Annotated in this window: 23 protein-coding genes; 2 read left to right on the top strand and 21 right to left on the bottom strand. The window is 65.4% G+C overall.

The window, feature by feature from the left end:
• Positions 1-149: 149 nt before the first annotated feature.
• The 4 genes from infB to rimP form a co-directional block, all read right to left on the bottom strand.
• Complete coding sequence (gene infB / locus GA0061098_RS24175; protein ID WP_091962215.1) at positions 150-2,858, bottom strand: translation initiation factor IF-2; 2,709 nt, start codon at positions 2,856-2,858, stop codon at positions 150-152.
• A 69-nt stretch (positions 2,859-2,927) separates the two neighbouring features.
• A complete protein-coding gene (locus GA0061098_RS24170; RefSeq protein ID WP_018319417.1) occupies positions 2,928-3,611 on the bottom strand; it encodes an RNA-binding protein in 684 nt (227 codons plus the stop codon).
• 23 nt (positions 3,612-3,634) lie between these two features.
• The gene (gene nusA / locus GA0061098_RS24165; RefSeq protein WP_018319418.1) at positions 3,635-5,245 is read right to left on the bottom strand and encodes a transcription termination factor NusA; all 1,611 of its coding nucleotides are present in this window, start codon (positions 5,243-5,245) and stop codon (positions 3,635-3,637) included.
• A gap of 2 nt (positions 5,246-5,247) precedes the next feature.
• On the bottom strand, positions 5,248-6,003 hold the full coding sequence (gene rimP, locus GA0061098_RS24160) for a ribosome maturation factor RimP (RefSeq protein ID WP_091962211.1): 756 nt from the start codon (positions 6,001-6,003) through the stop codon (positions 5,248-5,250).
• Between the two features lie 362 nt (positions 6,004-6,365).
• On the opposite strand from rimP, the gene GA0061098_RS24155 reads away from it, so the two are divergent.
• The gene (locus tag GA0061098_RS24155) at positions 6,366-7,448 is read left to right on the top strand and encodes a DUF2336 domain-containing protein (protein WP_091962206.1); all 1,083 of its coding nucleotides are present in this window, start codon (positions 6,366-6,368) and stop codon (positions 7,446-7,448) included.
• Here GA0061098_RS24155 and trmB read toward each other — a convergent pair.
• The 16 genes from trmB to murJ all read right to left on the bottom strand — a co-directional run bounded on the left by trmB (position 7,445) and on the right by murJ (position 22,649).
• On the bottom strand, positions 7,445-8,155 hold the full coding sequence (gene trmB, locus GA0061098_RS24150) for a tRNA (guanosine(46)-N7)-methyltransferase TrmB (RefSeq protein ID WP_091962202.1): 711 nt from the start codon (positions 8,153-8,155) through the stop codon (positions 7,445-7,447). The genes GA0061098_RS24155 and trmB overlap by 4 nt on opposite strands.
• Positions 8,152-9,309, bottom strand: coding sequence for a M20 family metallopeptidase (locus GA0061098_RS24145; protein WP_091962197.1), 1,158 nt, complete (start codon positions 9,307-9,309; stop codon positions 8,152-8,154). Before GA0061098_RS24145 ends, trmB begins: the two co-directional genes overlap by 4 nt.
• 85 nt (positions 9,310-9,394) lie before the next feature.
• Positions 9,395-9,808, bottom strand: coding sequence for a helix-turn-helix domain-containing protein (locus GA0061098_RS24140; RefSeq protein WP_018319423.1), 414 nt, complete (start codon positions 9,806-9,808; stop codon positions 9,395-9,397).
• Between the two features lie 221 nt (positions 9,809-10,029).
• Positions 10,030-11,643 (bottom strand): apolipoprotein N-acyltransferase, encoded by a 1,614-nt coding sequence (lnt, locus tag GA0061098_RS24135; RefSeq protein WP_091962192.1) that lies wholly within the window; start codon positions 11,641-11,643, stop codon positions 10,030-10,032.
• Positions 11,640-12,758: a hemolysin family protein gene (locus GA0061098_RS24130; RefSeq protein ID WP_165637571.1), complete on the bottom strand. Its 1,119-nt coding sequence runs from the start codon at positions 12,756-12,758 to the stop codon at positions 11,640-11,642. The genes lnt and GA0061098_RS24130 overlap by 4 nt, the downstream gene beginning before the upstream one ends.
• Position 12,759: 1 nt before the next feature.
• Positions 12,760-13,269 carry an rRNA maturation RNase YbeY gene (gene ybeY / locus GA0061098_RS24125; RefSeq protein ID WP_091962183.1) on the bottom strand — a complete coding sequence of 170 codons (510 nt, stop codon included), beginning with the start codon at positions 13,267-13,269 and terminating at the stop codon, positions 12,760-12,762.
• A gap of 58 nt (positions 13,270-13,327) precedes the next feature.
• Positions 13,328-14,326, bottom strand: coding sequence for a PhoH family protein (locus GA0061098_RS24120; RefSeq protein ID WP_028139517.1), 999 nt, complete (start codon positions 14,324-14,326; stop codon positions 13,328-13,330).
• Between the two features lie 64 nt (positions 14,327-14,390).
• Complete coding sequence (gene miaB, locus GA0061098_RS24115) at positions 14,391-15,785, bottom strand: tRNA (N6-isopentenyl adenosine(37)-C2)-methylthiotransferase MiaB (RefSeq protein WP_091962179.1); 1,395 nt, start codon at positions 15,783-15,785, stop codon at positions 14,391-14,393.
• Between the two features lie 183 nt (positions 15,786-15,968).
• Positions 15,969-16,649 carry an HAD family hydrolase gene (locus GA0061098_RS24110; RefSeq protein ID WP_091962176.1) on the bottom strand — a complete coding sequence of 227 codons (681 nt, stop codon included), beginning with the start codon at positions 16,647-16,649 and terminating at the stop codon, positions 15,969-15,971.
• Between the two features lie 52 nt (positions 16,650-16,701).
• Positions 16,702-17,157, bottom strand: a complete 456-nt coding sequence (locus GA0061098_RS24105; RefSeq protein ID WP_018319430.1) for a Fur family transcriptional regulator — start codon at positions 17,155-17,157, stop codon at positions 16,702-16,704.
• Positions 17,158-17,196: 39 nt separating this feature from the next.
• Positions 17,197-17,682, bottom strand: coding sequence for a ribosomal protein S18-alanine N-acetyltransferase (gene rimI / locus GA0061098_RS24100; RefSeq protein ID WP_091962173.1), 486 nt, complete (start codon positions 17,680-17,682; stop codon positions 17,197-17,199).
• Positions 17,679-18,374, bottom strand: a complete 696-nt coding sequence (gene tsaB / locus GA0061098_RS24095; RefSeq protein WP_091962170.1) for a tRNA (adenosine(37)-N6)-threonylcarbamoyltransferase complex dimerization subunit type 1 TsaB — start codon at positions 18,372-18,374, stop codon at positions 17,679-17,681. Before tsaB ends, rimI begins: the two co-directional genes overlap by 4 nt.
• A gap of 156 nt (positions 18,375-18,530) precedes the next feature.
• Positions 18,531-19,100, bottom strand: coding sequence for a NifU family protein (locus GA0061098_RS24090; protein WP_091962167.1), 570 nt, complete (start codon positions 19,098-19,100; stop codon positions 18,531-18,533).
• Positions 19,101-19,385: 285 nt separating this feature from the next.
• Positions 19,386-19,880 (bottom strand): universal stress protein, encoded by a 495-nt coding sequence (locus GA0061098_RS24085; RefSeq protein ID WP_165637570.1) that lies wholly within the window; start codon positions 19,878-19,880, stop codon positions 19,386-19,388.
• Between the two features lie 92 nt (positions 19,881-19,972).
• The gene (trpS, locus tag GA0061098_RS24080) at positions 19,973-21,025 is read right to left on the bottom strand and encodes a tryptophan--tRNA ligase (RefSeq protein ID WP_091962161.1); all 1,053 of its coding nucleotides are present in this window, start codon (positions 21,023-21,025) and stop codon (positions 19,973-19,975) included.
• A gap of 91 nt (positions 21,026-21,116) precedes the next feature.
• Positions 21,117-22,649: a murein biosynthesis integral membrane protein MurJ gene (murJ, locus tag GA0061098_RS24075; RefSeq protein WP_091962544.1), complete on the bottom strand. Its 1,533-nt coding sequence runs from the start codon at positions 22,647-22,649 to the stop codon at positions 21,117-21,119.
• Positions 22,650-22,774: 125 nt separating this feature from the next.
• Between murJ and GA0061098_RS24070 the strand changes: the two genes are divergently transcribed.
• Entirely contained in the window at positions 22,775-23,776 is a 1,002-nt protein-coding gene (locus GA0061098_RS24070; RefSeq protein WP_091962160.1) for an adenosine kinase, read from the top strand.
• 153 nt (positions 23,777-23,929) lie between these two features.
• Here the strand turns inward: GA0061098_RS24070 and GA0061098_RS24065 are convergent, their stop codons facing one another.
• The gene (locus GA0061098_RS24065) at positions 23,930-25,636 is read right to left on the bottom strand and encodes an AMP-binding protein (RefSeq protein WP_091962158.1); all 1,707 of its coding nucleotides are present in this window, start codon (positions 25,634-25,636) and stop codon (positions 23,930-23,932) included.
• Positions 25,637-25,659: the final 23 nt, after the last annotated feature.

Below are 25,659 nucleotides of genomic sequence, written 5' to 3'. Positions count from 1 at the left end.
AAAATCACCTCGTCATGCCCGCGTTTGGGACACGAGCATTGTCATTTGTCCTGTTGAAACGAATGCGGTGCGATGGCCGGAATAAATCCGGCCATCGCACTCCCGCAATTCAGCTCAAAAAGATCCAGTCGCTTCGGTAAGATTTGGACTTACAGGGAGCGCTGGATCGTCTCCACGCGATAACACTCGATGACATCGCCTGCGCGCATGTCGTGGTAGTTCTCGAAGGCCATGCCGCATTCCTGACCGGACTGGACTTCCTTCACTTCGTCCTTGAAGCGCTTCAGCGTCGACAGCTTGCCTTCGTGCACGACGACGTTGTCGCGGATCAGGCGCACATTGGCGCCGCGTTCCACGGTGCCGTCGGTGACGCGGCAGCCGGCGACCTTGCCGACCTTGGAGATGTTGAAGATCTCCAGGATGGAGGCATTGCCGAGCATGGTTTCGCGCAAGGTGGGCGCGAGCAGGCCGCTCATCGCCTTCTTCACGTCGTCCACGAGGTCGTAGATGATGTTGTAGTAGCGGATCTCGATGCCGTTGCGCTTGGCGGCCGCAGCGGCCTCCTTGTTGGCACGAACCGAGAAGCCGATGATCGCGGCGTTGAAGCCTTCGGCCAGCGTCACGTCGGATTCCGAGATGCCGCCGACGCCGGCATGCAGGATGCGGGCTGCGACTTCGTCGGTGCCGAGCTTCTCCAGCGAGCCGAGGATCGCTTCCAGCGAGCCCTGCACGTCGGCCTTGATGATCAGCGGGAATTCCTTGCGGCCCGCGGTCTTCAATTGCGACATCATCTGCTCGAGCGAGCCGCGCATGCCGGAGATCGAGGCAGCCGCGTTCTCGCGCTTCTGGTGCGCACGGTAGCTGGTGACCTGGCGGGCGCGGGCTTCGTTCTCGACCACGGCGAGACGGTCGCCGGCTTCCGGCGGACCGTTGAAGCCGAGCACTTCGACCGGCACCGACGGGCCGGCTTCCTGCACGGTTTCGCCCTGATCCGAGATCAGCGCGCGGACGCGGCCCATCTCGGCGCCTGCGACGATGATGTCGCCGACCCGGAGCGTGCCGCGCTGGACCAGTACGGTCGCGACAGGACCGCGGCCGCGATCGAGCTTGGCTTCGATCACGGTGCCCTCGGCCGGCCGTTCCGAATTGGTCTTGAGGTCGAGGATATCGGCCTGGAGCGCGATCATCTCGAGCAGCTTGTCGAGATTGGTCTTGTTCTTGGCGGACACTTCGACGTCGACGACTTCGCCGCCGAAGGATTCCACCTGCACCTCGTGCTGGAGCAGCTCGGTGCGCACGCGCTCGGGCTTGGCGTCGGGCTTGTCGATCTTGTTGATGGCAACGATGATCGGCACCCGCGCCGCCTTGGCGTGGTTGATGGCTTCGATCGTCTGCGGCATGACGCCGTCATCGGCCGCAACCACCAGCACGACGATGTCGGTCACCTTGGCGCCGCGGGCGCGCATCGCGGTGAACGCGGCGTGACCGGGCGTGTCGATGAAGGTGATCTTCTTCCCGCTTTCGGGCGACAGCACCTGATAGGCGCCGATATGCTGGGTGATGCCGCCGGCTTCGCCGGAGACGACGTTGGCATGACGGAGCGCGTCGAGCAGCGAAGTCTTGCCGTGGTCGACGTGACCCATGACGGTCACCACGGGCGAACGGGTCTCGGTGTCGGTCGAATCGTCGGTGGCGTCGAACAGACCTTCTTCAACGTCGGATGCAGCAACGCGCTTGACGGTGTGGCCGAGCTCTTCGGCAATGAGCTGCGCGGTGTCGGCGTCGATCACGTCGGTGATCTTGTGCATCGCGCCCTGCTTCATCAGCATGCGGATGACGTCGACCGCGCGCTCGGCCATGCGGTTGGCGAGCTCCTGGATCGTGATCGCTTCCGGAATGACCACCTCGCGGATGAGCTTTTCCTTCGGCTCGTTCGAGGCGTGCCCCTTCAGGCGCTGGGTACGGCGGCGGAACGAGGCGATCGAACGCTCGCGGACTTCGTCGGCATTGAGCGCGGTGACGACGGTCAGGCGGCCGCGCTCCTTCTGCGGGCCGGGCTTGTGGGTGGGCTTGGGGGCTACCACGGGACGCGCTGCGCCGCCGGGACCGCGGCGGATCTGGCGCGGACCATCGTCCTCGTCCGGGCCGGCAGCAACCGCGGGAGCGCGGCCCAACGGGCCACCTGCCGGTCTCGCTGTGGTCGTTCCGGGGCGCGCGGTCGATGTTCCCGGGCGTGCCGTGGTGGTGCCGGGGCGCGCGGCGGGGGCGCCGGTGCGCGGCGCCGGAGTGGCCGGGGCGGCGGCTGCGGGGCGCGGTGCGGATGCCGGCTGCTCGCCTTCGCCAAAACGCTTCTTGGCCTCGGTCTCTGCCTTGCGCTTGGCTTCGTCCTCGTGACGGTGACGCTCTTCCTCGGCCTTGCGGCGGGATTCGGCAGCTTCGCGCTCGACGCGTTCAGCGGCTTCGCGAACAGCGCGGCGCTGGGCCTCTTCCTCGGCCTGGCGGCGCTCTTCGACTTCGCGCACCTTGGCATCGGCCAGCGCGCTGGCGCGGGCGGAACGTTCGTCCTCGGTCAGCGTGCGCAGCACCACGCCGGATCCGGCGTTGCGCGGCGGCGCAGGGCGCGACGGGGCGGGCGTCGGAGTTGGCGCGGCCGGCGCCGGCTTCGCGACGACCGTTGGAGCCTGCGGTTCGGCACTGCCGTCGATGCGGCGCTTGCCGCGCTTCTCGACCACGACCTGCTTGCTGCGGCCATGGCTGAAGCTCTGGCGGACAGTGCCCGTTTCGACGCGCGGCTTGAGCGATAGCGTCTTGCTCGGAACGCTCAGCTTCTTGTCGTCAGGGGTCTTGGTATCAACCATTCAGCAGTCCTAATCCTGATTTATCAGTGTTGTGCGTTGCCGCACCGTCCTATTGGGTCGTCTTATCTCTCAGAAATCCTGGCCGGGCTTTTCGGCAGTCTTGTCAGCGTCCGCCATCCGGTATCGGACCAGCATCTGGCTACGTGACAGGAATGACTTGCTCGCCGGGCCCGCGAGCAGGGCAGCATGTATCACATTTGACCGGGTCAGTGCCAAATCCAATTCTAACGATTTCAGCGCGGTAACGACGGGAATCTGCGGCTTGGCGCCGCGATTTCCGGCATTTTGACGCGCCAGCATGTCCAATTTGCGGATTCCGTCCGCGGCCCCGTCGCTGGCGTGGATCAGGACCCCGGCCGTGCCTTCCCGAAGGGCGCTTTCGACCTTGCCGAAGCCGGCCACGACCTGGCCCGCTTTGGCGGCGATCCCAAGGGCTTCCGTCACGCTCCGAACCAGGAGCGCCTCGATATCGGCAGGAAGCGTCTGAGGGATGCGCAGCTCGCGCTTGAAGGCCTTGCTAAATTGGTGACGCCGGACGGCTTCCGCAACCACCCCGCGTGAGGCGGTGAGCCACATGCCGCGTCCGGGCAGCTTGCGCTTGAGATCTGGAACTACGTCGCCTTGCGGCGAAATGACGAAGCGGATCAGCTCGTCGATCGGCCGGACCTGCCGACTGACCGCGCACATCCGCATGGTCGCGGACCTTTCGGTCCGCGGGCCATGGTCGAGTTCGGGGTCAGTATCGGTGAGCATCCGGGCGACATTCTCCTTTGCCCTTAAGCCGGCTGATCTTCGGTGGCCTCAGCCTCCTCAGCGGGCTTGGCCAGATCGGCCTCGGTGATCCAGCCGGCCTTGACGCGGGCCTGCATGATCATCGCCTCGGCATCGTCACGGGAAATGTCGATACCGTCGAGCGCGCCGGGGAACTTGGTCTGCTCGCCGCCTTCCTTGCGTTCGGTCCAGCCGACCAGATCGTCGGTGGCGCAGCCGGCGAGGTCGTCGACCGTCTTGATGTCGTTCTCGCCGAACTTCACCAGCATCTTGGAGGTGACGCCGGGGACGTCCTTGACGGCGTCCTCGACACCGAGCTCCTTGCGCCTGGCCTCGATCTCAGCTTCCTGCTGCTCGAGATATTCGCGGGCGCGGCTCTGGAGCTCCTGCGCGGTTTCCTCGTCGAAGCCCTCGATGCCGGCGAGTTCCTTGAGGTCCACCATGGCGAGTTCTTCGACCGAGGTGAAGCCTTCGGACGCCAGCAGCTGGCCGACCACTTCGTCGACGTTGAGCGATTCCATGAAGACGCGGGTGGAGTTCTCGAAGTCGGCCTGGCGGCGCTCCGATTCCTCCTGCTCGGTCAGGATGTCGATGTCCCAGCCGGTGAGCTGCGAGGCCAGACGCACGTTCTGGCCGCGGCGGCCGATCGCCAGCGAGAGCTGGTTGTTGGTGTCGGGGACGACCACCTCGATGCGCTCGCGGTCTTCGTCGATCACGACCTTGGAGACTTCGGCCGGCGCCAGCGCGTTGACGACGAAGGTCGCGATGTCGGGCGACCACGGAATGATGTCGATCTTCTCGCCCTGCAATTCGTTCACCACGGCCTGCACGCGCGAGCCGCGCATACCGACGCAGGCGCCGACCGGATCGACCGAGGAATCGCGGGAAATCACGCCGATTTTCGCGCGCGAGCCCGGATCGCGGGCAACCGCCTTGATCTCGACGATGCCGTCATAGATTTCCGGCACTTCCTGCGCGAACAGCTTCGCCATGAATTGCGGATGGGTGCGCGAGAGGAAGATCTGCGGACCGCGGGTCTCGCGGCGGACGTCGAAGATGTAGGCACGGACGCGGTCGCCGTTTCGGAATACTTCGCGCGGCAGCATCTCGTCACGGCGGATGATGGCTTCGCCACGACCGAGATCGACGATCACGCTGCCGTATTCGACGCGCTTGACGACGCCGTTGACGATGTCGCCGATGCGATCCTTGAATTCCTGATATTGCCGGTCGCGCTCGGCCTCGCGCACCTTCTGCACGATGACCTGCTTGGCCGATTGGGCGGCGATGCGGCCATATTCCAGCGGCGGCAGGGTGTCGGCGATGGTGTCGCCGACCTGGGCGCCGGGATTGGCGCGCTGCGCGTCCACCAGCGAGATCTGGTTGGAATGGTTTTCGACCTTCTCGACCACCAGCATGTGGCGCGACAGCCGCAGCTCGCCCTTCTTCGGGTCGATCTCGGCGTGAACGTCAGTTTCGCTGCCGTAGCGTGCGCGGGCCGCCTTGGCGATGGCATCCTCCATCGCCGCGATGACGATGCCGCGGTCGATCGATTTCTCGCGCGCAACGGCATCGGCGATCTGGAGCAACTCAAGTCGATTGGCGCTGACTGCCATGGCTAGTCTCCTTCGTCAGGCTCGATCTCGCCCCGTCGCGCGCGTTCGGCGGCCAGGCGATGCTTCTTCGTATTGGTCGGGGCCGGCTTCTTTTGCGGCTTGGTGTTCTTGGTGGTTTTCGCACTGATCTCGGCGTGCGGCGCCTGTGGCGGCTCGATGCCGAGATCGCGGCGCATCTGGCGCTCCTCGGCCTTGCCGCGGCGCATCGATTCCGCGATCAGCTCGTCGGTCAGCACCAGCCGTGCTTCGCCGATATCTTCCATCGTCAGGAGTACGTCGGCGGCGTCGCCGGCCTTAACGTCGTCGCGACGCAGATGCACTTGGTCGCCTTCGACAGTACCAAGCATGCCACGGAACCGCTTGCGCCCTTCATGGGCGACGGCCATCTCGATCTTTACCAGATGCCCGGAATAGCGCTCGAAATCGGAACGGCGCACCAGCGGGCGGTCGATCCCCGGCGAGGAGATCTCCAGCCGATAGGCGCGATCGATGGGGTCGGCGACATCGAGTACGGGCGACAGCGCCCGCGAGATCGCCTCGCAATCCTCGAGTTGCATCGAGCCGTCCGGCCGTTCGGCCATGATCTGCACGGTGCAGCCGGCTTCCCCGGAAATACGGATCCGCACCAGGCGGTAGCCCATGCCCTCGAGCACCGGCGCTGCGACCGCGGACACACGTGCCGCCGCGCCCGGCTCGACCACGAGCCTCGGCTCGGCCAGCAATTCGGCATCCGTGGAACCAGTGTTCGGTTCGGTCATATCAGGGGTCAAGGCGCTCGATGGTTAAGGCTTGGTTACGATTTTCAAAGCCCGCTTCGGAACTTCCCGACAGCGCGTCGGGCCGCATCTTCCGCCAAGCCGCGTTCGGGTAATAAAAAAGAGCGGGTCCTTTCGGGCCCACTCTCACTACGCGGATCGTATGAGAAGATGAATTGGCGCTGATATAGCGCTTTCTGTCCCCCCGGACAAGGCCCATCGCGGGCCAGACGAGGCTTTTTGCGCCCGATTCGCGGCGCCCCGGGCCTAACGCTTCCTTCACCTCGGGGGGCTAAATTCCCTGATTGTGGGGCGGCTTGGACCAAGGGCGCGCCCGCGGCGTGCCCCGTACGAGTTGCGTTTTCATGACCGTTGCCACGTCGCTCATTCCCGGACTGGACGATATCGTCAAACGCGGCGATCCGCGGCGACGCGGCGAAATCGCGCGCGCCATCTCCGAGCTGTTCTTCCAGGATTCCGCCAATCTTCGGCCCGAGCTCATCGATCTCTTCGACAACCTCCTGATCGATCTCGTCCCGCATGCGGAGCTTGCCTCGCGCGTCGACCTCGCCGAGCGCTTCTCGCACCTGAACAACGCGCCGCCGCATCTGGTCAATCAACTCGCGCGCGAGAACGAGATCATGGTGGCCGGCCCCGTGCTGCGCCGCTCGCCCGTGCTCGATGACGCCGCGCTGGTCGAGATTGCGCGGCTGAAGGGCCAGGGGCATTTGCTTGCGATGACGGAGCGCCCCGCTTTGTCTTCCGTCATCACCGACGTGCTGGTGGAGCGCGGCGATCGCGACGTGGTGCGCCGCGCCGCGGGCAATGCCGGTGCGGTGTTCTCGCCTGGCAGCTATTCCGAGCTGATCAAGCGTGCGGCGCAGGACGGCGTGCTGACGCTCAAGATCGGCCAGCGCCGTGATCTCTCGGGCGAGAACCTGAAACAGCTTCTCGACGGCACGCTCGACGTCATCCGCCGGCGGCTCTCCAGCGTGGTCAATCCCGCGCGCCAGGTCGAGATCAAGCGCGCGATGGTGGCCATCGAGGAGGCCGCGCTGCCGCCGGGACCGCGGCGCGATTTCTCCGCGGCCCAGCGCACGGTGCTCACCCTGCATCGCGAGGGCCATCTCGGCGAGAGCGCGCTGCTGGGCTTCGCCAAGGCGAACAAATACGAGGAATCGATCGCCTCGCTTTCGGCGATGTCCGGCGTTCGCCTCTCTGTGCTCGACCGCCTGATCTCAGGCGACCGCTACGACCCGATCCTCATTCTCGGCCGCGTGCTGAATCTCGGCTGGCCCACGGTGCGCGCGCTCATCCTGCTCTGGTACGGGCCGCACCGCACGCCGGCCGATGCCGATATCGAGGCCGCGCGCGTGAACTTCACGCGCCTGATGCCGACGACCGCCGAGCGCGTCGTCAATTTCTGGCGCAACCGGCAGACGATCTAGAGTCGTCTGAACCGCAAATACGCAGCCTTCCGTCCTTCGCGCGCGGCCTTCCGGCCGTAGCGCGTCATGGTGTAGCCCGCCCATGGCTGTCTGAAGTCGTCGGCGCGTTCGGCAAGCCAGACGAAATCCTGCGAACGCGCAAGATGCGACAGCGTCCAGGCGCAGTAATCGTCGATGTCGCAGACGAAGCGGAATTCGCCGTTCGGCTTCAGCACGCGCGCCATCGCGGCGATCGTCCTGTCCTGGACGAAGCGTCGTTTCCAGTGCCGCCGCTTCGGCCAGGGATCGGGATGGATCAGGTCGATCCGCGACAGCGATGCCTTGGGCAGCCAGGCCAGCAGCTCAGCGGCATCGCCTGCAAACAGGCGGATGTTGCCGATGTTGGCGGCCTCGATCTGCGCGAGGATCTTGGCCATGCCGTTGACATAGGGCTCGCAGCCGATGAAGCCTGTCGTGGCGAAGCTTTGTGCCTCGGCCGCGAGATGCTCGCCACCGCCGAAGCCGATCTCGAGCCTGACATCGTCGGCGGCGGGATCGAAGATATCGCTTGCATCCGCCGGCGTCTCACCGTCGATGTCGAGCGCCAGATGCGGCAGCAGTTGACCAATCAGCTCGGCCTGATGCTGCCTGAGCTTGTGACCCTTGCGGCGCCCGAAGAACGCGCGCTCGCTGTCATCGCGATCGGGCTCTGATTTGCGCCCGCTCATCGCAGCGTCTGGTACAGGCGATGGAGCAGCCGCGCGCGCGGCGCGAGCGAGGAGACATGGAGCTGCTCATAATGAGTGTGCGCGCCCTTGCCGTCGACGCCGAGACCGTCAAGCGTCGCGGTATGGGCCGCGGTGAAATTGCCGTCCGAGCCGCCGCCGGTGTGGGTGTCGACCAGCTCGAAGCCGATCTCGCCGGCGAGCGTCTTCGCGTGCTCGTACAGCGAGGCGCCCGCGTTGCTCTTCTCGTAGGGCGGACGGTTGAGCTCGCCGGTGACGGTGACGGTGACACCGTCGGTCTTCGACGTCAGCCCAAGGATCTTGCCGACGAACTCCTCTGCGTCCGCAAGGCTCAGTACACGCAGATCGACCTCGGCATAGGCCGCTTCCGGCGTGACGTTGGGGCGCGTGCCGCCACGTACCACGCCGACATTGACGCTGACGCCGCGTGTCAGGTCGTTCATCCCTTCCAGAGCGAGGATGACGTTGCCAAGCTCGCGCACGGCGCTGCGGCCGTCTTCCGGCCGCGAGCCGGCATGCGCGGGCACGCCCTTGATGAAAACCTTGAAGCGTCCGACGCCCTTGCGTCCAGTGACGATCTTGCCGCCGTCGCGCGCCGGCTCCGTCACCAGCACGTATTTGGCCTTGCGCCCTTCCGTCTCGATGAGTGCGCGCGAGGTGGGACTGCCGATCTCCTCGTCGGAGGTGAACAAATGCGTGATGCCGAGCGGCGAGCGATCGACTGTGGCACACAATGCGGCAAACGCGTGATGGGCGATGTAGGCCCCGCCTTTCATGTCGTAGATGCCGGGACCGTACGCGACGTCGCCTTCGACCTTGAACGGCAGGCGCTCGATGAATCCCATGGGATGAACGGTATCGAGGTGGCTCAGCACCAGGATGCCCGGCCGGTCCTGCCCCCAATTCGAGCGCGCTATGAGATGATCGCCGCAGCCACCGACGCCGGCGACGCGCTCCAGCGTGACCGGCAGATCGCGGTATTGCTCCGCGACCATCGAGATCAGCCTGTTGAGTTGTTCAGGCGCTTCCGTCGGCGTCTCGACCTCCACCCAGCGGCGGATGCCATCGAGAATAGTTTGGGAATCGAACCAATTGGAGCTGGCCATGGACGCATCTGTGCCTTTGAATCGCATCATCGAAGCGGACGCGCACCCAAGCGTGGCCACAAATGACGACATAGGCCAGATTTGACGCGGTCTCAAATCGCCATTGAGATGGCGATCAGCGCTTGTCGGGACCTTCGCGAGCCGCAATCTGCTCGACGAGATCGACGATCGAGCGGCGCATCTTCGAATCGGTGATTCGCGTGAACGCCTTGGTCAGGGCAAGTCCTTCGGACGTCGCGAGAAAGTCCGACACATAGGAAGGCGAGGCGCCTTCGCTGAAGCCATCCGGACCCGGCACGCCGCTCGGGCCGCCCTCGAACAGGAACGACACCGGCACCTGGAGAATTTCGGCGATCTGCTGGATGCGGCTCGCGCCGACCCGGTTCGTGCCCTTCTCGTATTTCTGGATCTGCTGGAAAGTCAGGCCCAAAGCTTCACCGAGCTTTTCCTGGCTCATGCCCAACATGATGCGGCGCATACGCACGCGACTGCCGACATATTTGTCAACAGGGTTGGGCGCTTTCGACATTTCCTCAGCCCTCCAAACACCACCTTCAGCGCAATCAACTGGAGTGCCTCAGGTGCAAGCATCGTCAAATCAGACCCTCTTATTGGGAAACATTGCGGAGAAATTTAGCAATGCCCACTGTCTTTTGCAGCCGGTGCAGAATGGGGAGCCCATGTGCAGTCTGTCAACCGTCGGACTACGGTTGTCAAAAGTTTCCGGCCGCCTCCGCGGCGACGGCGCGATCAGGCCTTCCGCTTGGTGACACGTCGGCGGACCGCCAGAATCACGGCCAGCGCGACGAGCATGGCGGCCGGCACGTCGCCTACCCGCGCATAGACCGTCGGTGATATCGCGGCAGGCAGACTTGCATCCAAAATGCCTTCGATGCCGAGACCGAGGCTGGCGACGGTGCGGCCCACTGGATCGATCACCGCAGAGATACCGGTATTGGCAGAGCGGACCAGCGGCAATCCGAGCTCGATCGCGCGCATGCGCGACTGCTCGAGATGCTGATAGGGTCCGGTCGAAATGCCGAACCAACCGTCATTGGTGAGGTTCACGATCCAGCCCGGACGTTCATTGCGTCCAGCCACCTCGCCGGGAAAGATTGCCTCGTAACAGATCAGCGGTAGCGCGGGCGGCGCGCCGGGCACCTGCAGCGCATGCCGCACCGTGCCGGGAATAAAGCCGCCGCGCACACGCGTCAGTTGCTCGAAACCGAGCTTTTCCATCAGTGCCTGGTAGGGAAGAAATTCTCCGAACGGCACCAAATGCAACTTGTCGTACACTGCGAGCACGCTGCCGTCGTGATCGATGACGTAGATCGAATTATAGGCACGCGTGATCGGCGTGCCCCGCGGCAGGTCGGGCGCGCGGACCGAACCCGTGATCAGCACCGTGCCCTTGGGCAGAAGATCGGCGATCTGCGCCATCGCGTCGGCTTCGCGGGTCAGGAAGAACGGAAAGGCCGATTCCGGCCAGATCAGGATGGTGGCATCGCGCACGCCAGTCGATTGCGGGCCGGAGGCGCGGTCCGACAGCGCCAAATATTTTTTCATCACCTCCGACTTGGCGGCGTAATTGAATTTGGCGTCCTGCTGCAGGTTCGGTTGCATCAGGCGCAGCTTGGCGCCTGTGACCATCGTGGTCGGATGCAGCGACAGGCGGATCGCGCCGAAGACGCTCATGACAACCAGGAGCGCAATTGCGGCCGCCGGCACGCGCCACGCCAGGCGGCGATCGGGCGTGCGGTCGATCAGCGTCGCGGGGCTCGCGAAGATCGCAACCGTCAGGAACGTCATGCCCCACAGGCCGACCAGCGAGGCCGTCTGCGCCAGCGGCAGCGGCTCGGACAGCGCATAGCCGAACGCGTTCCAGGGAAAGCCGGTCAGCAGGTGACCGCGCAGCCATTCGCTGATTGTGAGGCTTGCCGCAAGCGCAAGCACGCGCGTGGCGTTCTTGGTCCAGAGCAGGCGTGCCAGCGCAAAGCCGATGGCCGTGAAGATGGACAGGTAAGCCGGCAGGCCGAGCACCGCGAACGGCGTCAGCCAGGCGAACACGTCGGCCTCGACGAAGAAGGCGTAGCCGATCCAGTAGAGGCCGGGGACGAAATAGCCGAGCCCGAACCAGTAGCCGGTCAGCGCCGCGGCGGGGACGCCACGATGTCGTCCGGCGCCGGCGCCGTCGATCAGCCAGACCAGTACCGGGAAGGTGATGAACAGCACCGGGAAGAGGTTGAACGGCGCCAGCGCCAGCACGGACAGCGCTCCGCACCCCATGGCGATGACGGCGCGCTTCCATCCCCAGGCGAGGATGATGGCAAGCGCAATCTGCCGAAGCCGCTGGAACGGACTCACTGTTGGCCGGTCCCGTCGCTTGGCGGCGGGGTGGGCGTGTCGTTGGCCGGCGATTGACCGCTGTCCGGCGTAGCCTCGCGGCGCCGGCTCTCGCGCTGAGTGCGGGGCGCAGGGCGCTCCTTCCGCGTCGAGATGCGCAGCCGCTTGACGCGGCGCGGATCGGCATCGAGCACCTCGATCTCGTAATTGCCGGGACCCGAGATCACCTCGCCGCGCACCGGCAGGCGCCCGACGAAGCTGACGAGATAGCCGCCCAGCGTCTCCACTTCCTCGCCGGCCTCGCCGGTGACGAAATCCTCGCCGATCACCGAGCGGACGTCGTCGAGGCTGGCGCGGGCGTCGGCGATGAAGGCATTGTCGGGCAGGCGCACGATCGAGGGCGGCTCGTCGCTGTCGTGCTCGTCGTCGATCTCGCCGACGATCTGCTCGACGATGTCCTCGAGCGAAACCAGCCCGTCGCTGCCGCCATATTCGTCGACCACCAGCGCGAGGTGAATGCGTGTGGCCTGCATCTGCGCGAGCAGGTCGATCGCCCGCATCGACGGCGGCACGTAGAGCAGCTTGCGGATGATGCGCGCTTCCTCGAGCGGCAGCGCCAGATCGACGGTGCGGAGGTCGAGCCCGGCCGGCAGCGGCTTCTTGCGCTTGGTCTTGGTGGCTTCCGACACGCGCGCACGGGCGGTCATGAAGGCGAGCAGGTCGCGGATATGGACAATGCCGACGGGATCGTCGAGCGTCTCGTTGTAGACCACGAGGCGCGAATGGCCGGCGCTCTCGAAGCGGTCCATCAACTCGCCGAGCGGGATGTCGCGCTTCACCGCGACGACGTCGGCGCGATGGACCATGACGTCGGCGATGCGCCGCTCGTGCAGACCGAGGATGTTGCGCAGCATGGTGCGCTCGACCGCCGAGAAGCCGGTGTCGTCGGGCGTGGTCGCATCGAGCACGACCTGGAGGTCGTCGCGCACCGATCCCGCCTTCCAGCCGAACAGCGTGCGGATGGCGCGCAAGAGCCAGCCATCGGCGGTCGGGCGCATCACCTCGCCCTGGGTCACCACGGCCGGCAGATTGGCCGTGTGGCGCGGGTTGTCTTGAATTGGGTCGGAGTCCGGCATCTCAGTGCGTCCCTGCGCGGTCTGCATAGGGATCGGGAATTCCAAGGTGAGCCAGGATCTGCGTCTCCAGGGCTTCCATCTCCTCGGCGTCGCCGTCGTTCTCGTGGTCGTAGCCGATCAGATGCAGGAAGCCGTGCACGGCGAGATGGCTTAAATGGTGGTCGAACGGCTTGTGTTCCTCGTCCGCCTCGCGCCGCATGGTCTCGTAGGCGATCGCGATATCGCCGAGCATGCGCGGCGCCTCGCCCGGCTTCCACTCGCCCTCCGGCTGAAGCGCGGGAAACGACAGCACGTTGGTCGGCTTGTCGATACCGCGCCAGTTGCTGTTGAGGGTGCGGATGCCGGCATCATCGGTCAGCATCACCGCCACTTCAGCGTCGGCAACGTCTTCGTCGACACTCTCGGCGGCGGCCGCAACCGCGCGCTGGATCACGGCTTCGGAATCGGGCTCGCGCTGCCAGCAATCGGCGACGACGAGGACCTCGGTCATGGGAAGGTTGGGATGGGACATTGTGTTGTCTGGGACAAGGGCGCCGTGTCCGCGCTCTCTGGGTCCGGCTGTTGCCTCGTCAGGATTTGCCGGCGGCCGGCCGCTGCGGCGAGCCTTCGTAGGCGGCGACGATCCGCGCCACGAGTTCGTGGCGGATCACGTCCTCGGCTTTGAAATGAACCTGGGCGATGCCCTCGACACCGCCCAGGAGGCGGGTCGCTTCGGCCAGGCCCGAGGTCTGGCCGTTCGGCAGGTCGATTTGCGAGGGATCGCCGGTCACGATCATGCGGCTGTTCTCGCCGAGGCGCGTCAAAAACATCTTCATCTGCATCGACGTGGTGTTCTGCGCCTCGTCCAGGATGATGGCGGCGTTGGTGAGCGTGCGGCCGCGCATGAAGGCGAGGGGCGCGATCTCGATCTCGCCGGTCTGGAGCGCGCGCTCGACGATGCGCGCATCCATGAGATCGTAGAGGGCGTCGTAGATCGGACGAAGATAAGGATCGACCTTCTCGCGGAGATCACCGGGCAGGAAGCCGAGCCGCTCGCCGGCTTCCACCGCCGGTCGCGACAGGATGATCTTGTCGACCTCTTTGCGCTCGAACAGCTGCGCGGCATGCGCAACCGCGAGCCAGGTCTTGCCGGTGCCGGCCGGGCCGATGCCGAACACCAGCTCGTGGCGCTTCAGCGCGCGGATATAGGAGTCCTGGGCGGCGGTGCGCGCGCGCACCGGGCGCTTGCGCAGATTGATGCTGTCGAAGGTCGCCGATTTGGCCGATTTGGCGTCGAACTCGAACAGTGAGCCCTGGGCGATGACCGCGCGAATCGCGCCCTCGACCTCGCCCTGGTCGAGATCCTGCCCCTTCACGGCCTGCGCGTAGAGCATCTCCAGCACGCGGCGTGCGGCGTCGCAGCCGTCGCGCGTGCCGCCGATCGTGATGTGGTTGCCCTTGGAATCGACGACGACGCCGAGCCGCCGCTCGATCTGCGCCAGATGCTGGCCGTAGGGGCCGACCAGCGCGGAAGCGGCGCGGTTGTCGTCGAAGTCGATGACGACCTGGGTCTCGGGCGGTACTTGCATGTCGCGGTCAAATTTGCGGCTGGGAGCGAGAGAAGACGAATCCGATGCGCTTTTTGGCAAGGGTTCAGGCTCCGATGGCTGGCGATAAAGCGGGCTCGCGCGCCCCACGCGGCGTCACGAGCTCACCGAGAAAGCTGTAGCGTTCGAGGCTGTCGATCCTAACAGGCAGGATTTGTCCGATGATGTCGGGCGAGGCCATCACGTGGGCGGGCTGCAGGAAAGCGGTGCGGCCGACGATCTGGCCGTCCTTGCGCGCCGGACGCTCGAACAGCACGTCGACCGTTGAGCCAATCGCAGCCTTGTTGAAGGCCGATTGCTGGCTGTCGATCAGTTCCTGGAGCCGCTCCAATCGCTGGTCCATCTCGGCGGGGGACACCGTCTCCTGAATGTCCGCGGCCGGCGTTCCCGGCCGGGCGGAGTATTTGAACGAATAAGCCGCAGCGTAACCGATTTGCGTGACAAGCGCGAGGGTGGCGAGAAAATCTTGCTCGCCCTCGCCGGGGAAACCCACGATAAAATCTGATGAAAAAGCAATGTCTTGGCGCGCGGCGCGGAAACGGTCGATGACCCGCCGGTAATCATCGGCGGTATGTTTCCGGTTCATGGCCGCCAGAATGCGGTCCGAACCCGATTGCACCGGCAGGTGCACGAACGGCATCAGGGCACCGAGATCGCGATGGGCGGCAATCAGGCTGTCGTCGACGTCACGGGGGTGGCTGGTCGAATAGCGCAGCCGCGCGATGCCGGGAATCGTCGCCAGATGCTCGAGCAGTCTGCCGAGCGGCCAGGTTTTTCCGTCCGGTCCGTCGCCATGATAGGCGTTGACGTTCTGCCCGATCAGCGTCAGCTCGCGCACGCCGTTGTCGGCGAGGCGCTTCACGTCGTCGACGATCTTGGCGACGGGGCGCGAGACCTCCGAGCCACGCGTGTAGGGCACGACGCAGAAGGTGCAGAACTTGTCGCAACCTTCCTGCACCGTGACGAAAGCGGAAATGCCGCGCGCGCGGATCGCGTCGGGCTTGGGCTGAGCCAGGAAGCCGAACTTGTCCTGGGCGGGAAACTCGGTCTCGATCGCGCGGCCTTCGTTGCCGGCGCGCTTCAGCAGTTCCGGCAGGTGATGATAGCTCTGCGGTCCCACCACGACGTCCACGACAGGCGCGCGGCGCACGATCTCCTCGCCCTCGGCCTGCGCGACGCAGCCCGCGACCGCGATTTGCATCGCGCGGCCCGCGCGCGCGGCCTCGTCCTTGGCGACGCGCAATCGGCCGAGCTCGGAATAGACCTTTTCGGAGGCCTTCTCGCGGATGTGGCAGGTGTTGAGGATGACGAGGTCGGCGTCATCAGCGCTGGCCGTCTCCACGAATCCCTCCGGAGCCAGCGTGTCCACCATGCGCTGGGCATCGTAGACGTTCATCTGGCAGCCATATGATTTGATGTGCAGCTTGCGCGGCGGCGTCATGGAACCCGGAATTGTGGTGGAGAACGGCCCTCAAATATAGGTTGGAGGGACGAAAATCCAGCGACTGGAGCCTCTTGGGCCGTCATTCCGGGGTGCGATGCAGTCGTGCCCCGGAATCCGGAGGTTTTGGGCGAGATTCCGGCTTCACGCGCTCTGCACGTGCCCCGGAATGACGGTCAAAGGCTACCTCACGGGGCGGGCCGGTTCGATCCGTCGGACCAGCTCCGGCAATTGCCGCATATCATCGAATGTCGATCCGGCGCCGGCGGCGCGCAGCCTTTCGGCGTGACCCGGCGGGCAGTGGCTGCCGCCGTGAAAGCCCAGCACGGTCATCCCGGCCGCGGACGCGCCGGTTACCCCGGGGACGCTGTCCTCGATCACGAGGCAGCGTTCCGGCGCGACCTTCATCTGCTGGGCGGCGAACAGAAACAGATCGGGCGCGGGCTTGCCGCGTGCGACCTGGCTCGCTGAGAAGATGTGCGGAGCGAGCAGGTCGTAAAGGCCGGCACAGGTCAGGCCGTGAGTGATCTTCTCCGGCGTGCCGCTCGATGCGACGCATTTGGGCAAATCGATCGCGCCGATCGCCGCAGCCACATGGGTGATCGGCTGCAGATCGCTGGCGTAGAATTGCAGCGTGGCCGCATTCACCTGCTGCTCTATATCGTGGGGGAGGCTGCGACCGATCTCCTGCTCGACCATCCGCCGCGCATCTTTCTCGGACACGCCGAGGAAGCGGACCAGCACCTGCTCCGAGGTGATCGGATAACCGTGACGCGTCAGCACATCCGCATGCGCGCGACAGGAGATCACCTCGCTGTCCACGAGCACACCGTCGCAATCGAAGATGATGAGGTCTATCGGCACTAAGGCATGATCCGGAAAAGTGTGTAGCGGTTTTCCGACAAGATCATGCCACTTAAGACGTCGGCTTGTCGTCGTCGAGCGGGACGCAATAGAGCTCGAGCCGGTGGTCGACCAGCCGGTAGCCGAGCTTGCGGGCGATTTCCGCCTGCAGCTTCTCGATCTCCTCGGAGGTGAACTCGATCACCTTGCCGTCGCGCAGATTGATGAGGTGATCGTGATGGCTGTCGCGCATCTGCTCGTAGCGCGCGCGGCCCTCGCGGAAATCATGGCGTTCGATGATGCCGGCGTCCTCGAACAGCTTGACGGTGCGATACACGGTCGAGATCGAGATCTTGTCGTCGACGGCAACGCAGCGCCGGTACAGTTCCTCGACATCGGGATGATCGATCGCCTCCGCGAGCACGCGGGCGATGACACGGCGCTGCTCGGTCATGCGCATGCCGGTGGCGGCACAGCGGGCTTCGATGCCGGACGCCTTGGATGCGGAAGAAGGTTTCAGTGCGGTCATAGCTTGTCTGCCTGGCGGGGGCGCTTTCTGCCACCAATGTTACGACAAGTCACGTCGCATCAGAAGGGCGTTCAATTGTTCCCCGTTCGGCTGCTTATAGTAGCGTTCGCGGCGCCCGACCACCATGAATCCGGCCCCATCGTACAGCCGCCGCGCCGGCTGGTTATTTTCCTCAACTTCGAGAAATATTGTGCGCACGCCGCGCCCCGCGAGATGGCCGAGATGGGTCATCAGCAGCGTGCGGGAGAGGCCGCGGCCGCGATAGGCCTGGTCCACCGCGATCGAGAGGATTTCCGCTTCATCCGCCCCGATCCGCGATACCGCGAATCCGACCGTCCTGCGGCCGAGGCGCAACCGATGCACGAGCGTGTTGCGCTCGCTGACCATGCTCTCGAATTCGCCCTCGCCCCAGCCGCGCGCGAAGGAGGCGCCGTGAAGCTGCGCCAGCTGCGCGGCGTCACGCACGGATGCGGGCTCGACGGCGGCGATGCCGCCGCGCCACCATTCCGACAGCCATCTCATCATGGGGTCGCGGCTTGTGCTGCAAATGGCGGCGGTGCCGCCGGCTTGGCGTCGGGCGCCTTCAGATAGAACGGCCGGGCCGGATTCGTCGCGGGATCGGCGGCGGCGCCGAGCCATGCGACCCAGCCGATATCGGGCGCGGGCTGCGCGTCGACCGCGACCGGCTGCGGGACATCGTTCGGCCAGCGCTCGGCGAGGATGTTTGCGGCATTGCCGACCAGATGCGGTGCGCCGAATTGCGAGGCTGCGATCGCCTCGTCGACGGGAGCGACGCTCGGCCGCACCAGCTGGCTGCCGTCGCCGGCGACGATCTGGAAATAGACATGGTCGTGCCGCGCGTCGATTGCGGAGATCACGGGTGCCGATTTGCTCTGGCCGACGATGGCGGCAGCATAGGCGGACAAGGTGGTCAGGCCGATCGCCGGCCGCTCGGCTGCGAGCGCGAGGCCGCGCGCCGCCGAAATGCCGACGCGCAGGCCGGTGAAGCTTCCGGGGCCGACGGTGACGGCGATACGGTCGAGCGAGGTAAAGGCGAGATCGGCCGATTGCATCACGCGCGCGATCATCGGCATCAGGGCCTCGGCGTGGCCGCGCTTCATGAGAAGCTGCTCCTGCGCAACGAGCTCGGCCGTTTCGGTGTCGAGTACGGCCGCGGCGCAGGCGTCGAGAGCAGTATCGATGGCAAGGATCAGCATGACGTGATCATAGCATTGGCAATTGGATGATGCCTAAGGTTCTAGCCGTCATGGCCGGGCCTGACCCGGCCATCCACGACTTTGCGGCTCCAAAAACGAGGATGCCCGGGACAAGCCCGGGCATGACGGAGTGAATCAGTGCGCAGGCCGTGCAATTCACATCGGTCGGACTTCGACCACGTCAGGCACGAAGTGCTTGAGCAGGTTCTGGATGCCGTGCTGGAGCGTCGCGGTCGATGACGGGCAGCCGGAGCAGGCGCCCTTCATGTTGAGATAGACGATGCCGTCCTTGAAGCCGCGGAAGGTGATGTCGCCGCCGTCATTGGCGACCGCCGGCCGTACGCGGGTCTCGATCAGGTCCTTGATCATGTCGACCGTCTCGGCATCGGCCTCGTCGAAGAACTCGTCCTCGTCATCGAGATCGGCATCGTCTTGCGCCGCGCCGCCGGCGAGCAGCGGCGCGCCCGACATGTAGTGCTCCATGATGGCACCGAGGATCGCGGGTTTGAGCTGCTGCCATTCACCGTTTGCCTTGGTCACGGTGATGAAGTCCGAGCCGTAGAACACGCCGGTGACGCCGGGCACCTCGAACAACTTTTCGGCCAGCGGCGAGCGGGTGGCGGCTTCGCGACTCGCGAATTCCATCGGGCTGCCGTCGACCACGACGCGGCCCGGAATGAATTTCAGCGTGGCGGGATTGGGGGTGGCTTCGGTTTGAATGAACATGGTTTTCTCCAGACGTCGCCGGTTCAAGGCCGGCGCGTGCTCTCTCCACTAGCAGATGGCGACGGAGAACGCACGATCAAGGGGAACGAGCAATTTCGTCCATAAATTTCAGTGAGTTAGGGCGCTGCTCGCCCTCCCCTGGAGGGGGAGGGGCGGCGCGAAGCGCCGGGGTGGGGTGATCTCTCCACGCGGGCGGTATTCGATGAGGATAGACCTTCACCCCACCCCGCTCGCGCTGCGCGCGATCGACCCTCCCCCTCCAGGGGAGGGTAAGAGGCACCGTCGCTACGACAGTGAATCCACGCTTTGGTCGCTGAGCGCGCCGGAAATGATGGTCACGGGAATCGGGAAGGTTCCGACCGCGTGGGCCAGCAGCGCAACCAGGGGACCCGGCCCCTCCGCACCGGGATTGGCGGCGAGCACCAGCATGGCGATATCAGGGTCCTTGTCGATCACCGCCAGCAGTTGCTCCATCGGCACACCCTCGCGGATCACCCGCTCCGGGGTGATTGCGGCGATGCCGTTGGCGCGGCCCGAGGCGCGGTCGAGCGCGGCCTCCGCCGCTTCCTGCGCCTCCGCGCGCATGATGTCGGCGACCCCCAGCCATTCCTGGCTCTGCTGTTCGGGTTCGATGATGCGCAGCATCACCACGCCGCCGCCGGCGCGGATCGCCCAGCGGCTGGCATAGTAGACCGCACGATCCCATTCGGCGGTCTCGTCGACGACGACGAGGCATTTGGGCTTGTGACCCGGCTCGAAGCAAAGTCGCTTGCTGGTCATGCATCTCCCGGCATGTGCACGGCCGGCATGCTGCCACACTCCCGCAGGGTTGGGGAGAGGAGATGCGGCCGGCGCGCTGGCGCCGACCGTCTCTAGCGCCGGCGGATGAAGCCGACGATGTCCTTGGAGAGCTTCATCGTCTCGTCGGCGATCGCCCGGGCTCGGTCGGAACCTTCATTCAGGATCGAATCGATATGGCCGGGGTCGGCGACGAGGCGCTTCATCTCGCCGGCGATCGGCGCCAGCTTGGTGACGCACAGCTCCGCCAGCGCGTTCTTGAAGCTGGAGAACTGGCCGCCGCCGAATTCGCGCAGCACGTCCGCCTTGGGGCGGCCGGAGAGCGCGGCGAAGATGCCGACGAGGTTGTCGGCCTCGGGACGGGCTTCGAGGCCCTTCTCCTCTGACGGCAACGGCTCCGGATCGGTCTTCGCCTTGCGGATCTTCTGCGCGATGGTGTCGGCATCGTCAGTCAAATTGATGCGCGAATTGTCCGACGCATCCGACTTCGACATCTTCTTGGTGCCGTCGCGCAAGCTCATCACCCGCGTCGCCGGGCCCGTGATCAGGGGTTCCGGCAGCGGGAAGAACAGGCCGTCATTGGCGCCGAGGTTGAGGATCGAGTCACCAAAGTCGTTGTTGAACTTCTGCGCGATGTCACGCGAGAGCTCGAGATGCTGCTTCTGGTCCTCGCCGACCGGCACATGGGTGGCGCGGTAAAGCAGGATGTCGGCGGCCATCAGCACGGGATAGTCAAACAGGCCGACGGAGGCGTTCTCGCGGTCCTTGCCGGCCTTCTCCTTGAACTGGGTCATGCGGCCGAGCCAGCCCATGCGCGCGACGCAGTTGAAGATCCAGGCGAGCTCGGCATGGCCGGAGACCTGGCTCTGGTTGAACACGATGTGCTTCTTGGGATCGATGCCGCTCGCGATGAACGCCGCGGTCACTTCGCGGGTGTTGCGCGCGAGCTCGGCCGGTCCGCCCCAGACATCCACGCCTTGCGTGATCGCGTGCATGTCGACGACGCAATAGATGCAGTTGTGGGTTTCCTGCATCTTCACGAAATTGACGATGGCGCCGAGGTAATTGCCGAGGTGTAGATTGCCTGTCGGCTGGACGCCCGAAAAGACCCGTTCAACGAATGGCATGGTAAGCCTTCCCATAGGTATTCGGCCGTCGTTTCCAACAGCGGCGCTGCCCCGTCAAGGGCAATTCGATGGACCCGCGCACCGGGCCGGGCTAGGCGGGTCGCTTCAAGGCGGCTACCGCCTCGCGCCAGGAAGCGGCGCCGAGGATTTGCAGCAGCAAGCCGTAAACGGCGATCCCGGCCGCGATCTGCACGCCCAGCACGATGAATTTGATGAAGCCGTGCGCCTCGGCGGGCACCAGGCCTGTAGTCAGCCAGAGCAGGGCGCCCATGACCGCGGCGGCGAGCACGATCCTTGGCAGCCGCTTGCGGGCGGCAGAATCGATCGAGAAGCCGAATTCGCTGGTGCCTTTCCGAAGCAGCGAGAGCGCACTGCTCCAGGCGCCGGCCGCGATGCTCGCCGCGATCCCGCTTGCGCCAAAGAAATGGCCGAGCAGCACGGCGAGGCCGACCGCGACCACAAAGCCTTTGGCCGTCGCCAGCAGCGGCGTCATCGTATCGCTACGGGCATAGAAGGCCGGCGACAGCGCCTTGATCAGCACGTGGGCGGGCAGGCCAAGCGCCAGCCACATCAAGGCATGCGCGGTCGCCGCGCTGTCCCCGGCACCGAAGGCGCCATGCTCGAACAACAGCCGCACGATCGGCTCGGCCAGCACGATCAGGCCGAGCGTTGCCGGCAGCGCCAGCCCGGTCGCAAGCTCCAGCGCGCGCGATTGCGCGTGCGCCACCGCATCACGGTCACCGCCGCTCACCGCGCGCGTCAGTTCCGGCACCAGCACGGTGCCCATGGCGACGCCGACGATGCCGAGCGGCAGCTCGATCAGGCGGTTGGCGAAATAGAGCCAGGATACCGCGGACGGCGTCGCCGATGCGATGATCGCGCCGGCCACCATCAGCCATTGCGGTCCCGAGCTTGCGATCATGCCGGGGATCGCCTTGGCGAAGAAGCTGCGCATTTCCTTGTCGAAACTGACGCGCAGAGGCGTGGCGAGGCGCGCACTGCGCTGCGACAGCAGCATCAGGAGTTGCAGCAGGCCGGCGATGCCGACCGTGGCCGCCAGCAGCCACGCGGCGTAGCCGGCGTCAGCGTGCCAGACAAGCAGCAAAGCGATCGCGGCGATCAGCGCGATGTTGAACAGCAGCGGCGAGAACGCGGTGAGCGCAAAGCGTCCTTGCGCATTCAGCAGGCCCATCAGCACGGTGACGGGACCGGCGAAGGCGAGATAAGGCAGCATCAGCCGCGCGTTCTGGACCGCGAGATCGAGCGTGCCGGCACCGAGAAAGCCCGGCGCGATGACGGTCATGATCAGCGGCATCAGCAGGGCAATGCCGATCGAGATTATGATCAGCGCCGCGCTGACCGTGCCGAGCACGCGTCCGGCGAACGCCGCCGCAGCAGCCGCCCCATCGCGGTCACGGATGCGCAGCCAGGCCGGGACCAGCGCCGCGTTCAGCGCGCCTTCGCTGAGCAGGCGGCGCACCACATTGACGAGCTGGAACGCGGCCAGGAACGCATCCGCCACGGCGCCGGTACCGAGCAGCGCCGCGATCAGGGAATCGCGGGCAAAGCCCATCAGCCGCGAGGCCAGTGTTCCCGTCGAGACGGTCAGGAAGGAGCGGATCATCGGCTCTTTATCATACCGTTGCTTGCTCGCGCAGGCCCGGTCGTGATAGGCCGCGAGCCAGATTTCGGGATGACAGGAAGCGGATTTCCGCAGGGTTCGCAATCCGCCAAACAGGATCAAGGTGAATGGCTGACGTGAAATATGACGTTCTCGGCATCGGCAACGCGTTGTTCGACGTGCTGGTCAGGACCGACGAGGCCTTTTTGGGCAAGCACGGCATGACCAAGGGCAGCATGTCCCTGATCGATGAGGCGCGGGCGGCTGCCATCTACAAGGACATGGGGCCGGCCACGGAAGTCTCCGGCGGCTCGGCCGCCAACACCATCGTCGGCATCGGCAGCTTAGGGGCACGCGCCGCCTATGTCGGCAAGGTCAAGGACGACCAGATCGGCAAGCTCTACGTCCATGACATCCGCGCTGCCGGCGTCGCCTTCAACACGCCCGCCGCGACGGACGGCCCCGCCACCGGCTGCTCCTACATCCTGGTCACCGGTGACGGCGAGCGCACCATGAACACCTATCTCGGTGCCGCGCAGGATCTTTCGCCCGCCGATATCGATCCGTCCGAGATCGCCGGCGCTGGCATCGTCTATCTCGAGGGTTATCTCTGGGACCCCAAGAACGCCAAGGACGCCTTCGTCAAGGCGGCCAAGATCGCGCATGATGCCAAGCGCAAGGTGGCGCTGACCCTGTCGGATTCCTTCTGCGTCGACCGCTATCGCGACGAGTTTCTCTCGCTCATGCGCAACGGCACCGTCGACATCGTCTTTGCCAACGAGTCCGAGCTGCATTCGCTCTACATGACCTCGGATTTCGACACCGCCCTGAAGCAGCTGCGCAACGACGTCAATCTCGGCGTGGTCACCCGCAGCGAGAAGGGCTGCGTGGTGGTGACACCGACCGACGCTGTCGCAGCCCCGGCCTCGCCGGTCACGAAACTGGTGGACACCACCGGCGCCGGCGATCTCTTTGCAGCGGGCTTCCTCTACGGCCTTTCGCGTAACCTCGCGCACAAGCAGTGCGGCGAGCTCGGCGCGCTCGCGGCCGCCGAAGTCATCCAGCACATCGGCGCGCGTCCGCAGGTGTCGCTGAGGGAGCTGGCCCAGCAGCGCGGGCTGACGGTTTAGGGAAGTCGGCACCAGCCTCGCTGTCATCGCCCGGCTCGACCGGGCGATCCAGTATTCCAGAGGCGGTTGTGATTGAATCGAGAAGCCGCAGTGTACTGGATTCCCCGCCTTCGCGGGGAATGACAGCGATTGCGTGGCAAAGTGTTCAGTCCCTCACGCCGTCTTCGCCGCCTTCAATCCCAGCCGCTGCTCCACGGCATCGCGCATCACGAATTTCTGGATCTTGCCCGTCACCGTCATCGGGAATTCATCGACGAACTCCACGTAGCGCGGGATCTTGTTGTGGGCGATCTGGCCGTCGCAGAAGGCGCGGACCTCCTCGGCCGTCAGCGTTTCGCCCGGCCTGACGCGAATCCAGGCGCAGAGCTCCTCGCCGTAGCGGGTGTCGGCGACGCCAAAGATCTGCACGTCCTGGATCTTGGGGTGACGGTACAAGAACTCCTCGATCTCGCGCGGGTAAAGGTTCTCGCCGCCGCGGATCACCAGATCCTTGATGCGGCCGACGATGTTGCAATAGCCTGATACGTCGATGGTGGCGAGGTCGCCGGTGTGCATCCAGCCATTGGCGTCGAGCACGTCGGACGTCTTTTCCTTCTCCTCCCAATAGCCCAGCATGACGCTGTAGCCGCGAGTGCAGAGCTCGCCGCGTTCGCCCCGCTTGACGATCTTGCCTTCGAGATCGACGACCTTCACCTCGACGTGCGGGTGAATGCGGCCGACCGTGGAGACGCGTCGTTCGATCGGGTCGTCCGTCGCGCTCTGGAAGCTCACCGGGCTGGTCTCGGTCATGCCATAGGCGATGGTGACCTCGCGCATGTTCATCTCGGTGTTGACGCGCTTCATCACCTCGATCGGGCAGGGCGCGCCCGCCATGATGCCGGTGCGCAGTGATTTCAAATTGAAAGTCTTGAACTCGGGATGATCGAGCTCCGCGATGAACATGGTCGGCACGCCATACAGCGCGGTGCACTTCTCCTGCTCGACCGCGCGCAGCGTCGCGAGCGGATCAAAGCCCTCGCCCGGGTAGACCATGGTGGTGCCGAGCGTGACCGAGGCAAGGTTGCCCATGACCATGCCGAAGCAATGATAGAGCGGCACCGGAATGCAGATGCGGTCCGCCTCCGTCAGGCGCATCGCGCGTCCGGTGAAATAGCCGTTGTTGAGGATGTTGTGATGGGTCAGCGTGACGCCCTTCGGCGATCCCGTGGTGCCGCTGGTGAACTGGATGTTGACGGGGTCGTCGAACTGAAGCGCAGCACCGAGCGCGGCAAGTTGCTCGCGATGCGCCGCCCGGCCCATGCGCGCGACCTCCTCGAACGCGACAGTGCCTGAGGCCGCCGGGCCGCCGATCTGGATCACCATCCGCAAGGCCGGCAATCGCGCCGCCTGCAACTGTCCGGGCTTTGCGCCCGCCAGCTCCGGCAGCAGCGTGTTGAGCATCTCCATGTAATTGCTGGTCTTGAACGCGGTTGCGGTGACGATCGCCGCGCAGCCGACCTTCTTCAGCGCGAATTCCAGCTCGCTGAGCCGGTAGGCCGGATTGATCGTCACCAGGATCAGGCCGGCCTTGGCGGCCGCGAACTGGGTCAGCGTCCATTCCGGCCGGTTCAGCGACCAGATGCCGATCCGTTCCCCGCGTTCGAGCCCGAGCGCGAGAAAGCCGGCGGCGAGTGCATCGACCCGCTCGGCGAATTCTTTCCAGGTCCATCTGACGCCGTGGCTGGGCGAGACCAGCGCCTCGCGATCGCTCCAGCGCCGCACCGCGTGGTCGAGGCTGCGACCGATGGTGTCGCCGAGCAGCGGCGTGTCCGAGATGCCGCTAACGTAGCTGTCGGCTTTGCCTGCTAGATCGTTCGCCAAGTTCGTCTCCTCGAAGTTGATGC

The organism is Bradyrhizobium shewense, assembly GCF_900094605.1.
In the GTDB taxonomy this organism is placed as follows: domain Bacteria; phylum Pseudomonadota; class Alphaproteobacteria; order Rhizobiales; family Xanthobacteraceae; genus Bradyrhizobium; species Bradyrhizobium shewense.
Note: the sequence above shows the minus strand (reverse complement) of the source record. Positions and strands in the feature narration are given on the sequence as shown.